This is a genomic window from Cellulomonas sp. GbtcB1 (assembly GCF_019091725.1).
GTDB lineage: Bacteria > Actinomycetota > Actinomycetes > Actinomycetales > Cellulomonadaceae > Cellulomonas.
Genome location: NZ_JAGXJG010000533.1, coordinates 1 through 238, shown reverse-complemented (window position 1 = coordinate 238; position 238 = coordinate 1). Strand labels below are relative to the sequence as shown.

The following is a 238-nucleotide window of genomic DNA, read 5'->3' as shown; positions in this document are numbered from 1 at the left end:
CCGCCCAGGTTCCTTCCCCCCGCCCGCGCCCGGCACCTGCGCGGGGTGGACCAGCGTCTCGACCGTGTACCGGGACGTCGTGCTCCCCGGGTTGTGGTAGAGCCACACGGGCACCCGCGCCGCGTCCGCCTCGTCCGCGACCAGGTCGAGGACCTCGTCGTCGGTGAGCGGCAGGTAGGCCAGGGTGGGCAGCAGCACCGCGGCCGCGCCGGCGCGCTCGGCGGCGATCGGGTGCACG

The 238-nt window shown here is 76.9% G+C and carries 1 pseudogene; it reads right to left on the bottom strand.

Annotated features, from left to right (window positions below):
* Nucleotides 1-238, bottom strand: a pseudogene (locus KVT14_RS21290) (dihydrodipicolinate synthase family protein); the annotation flags it as partial.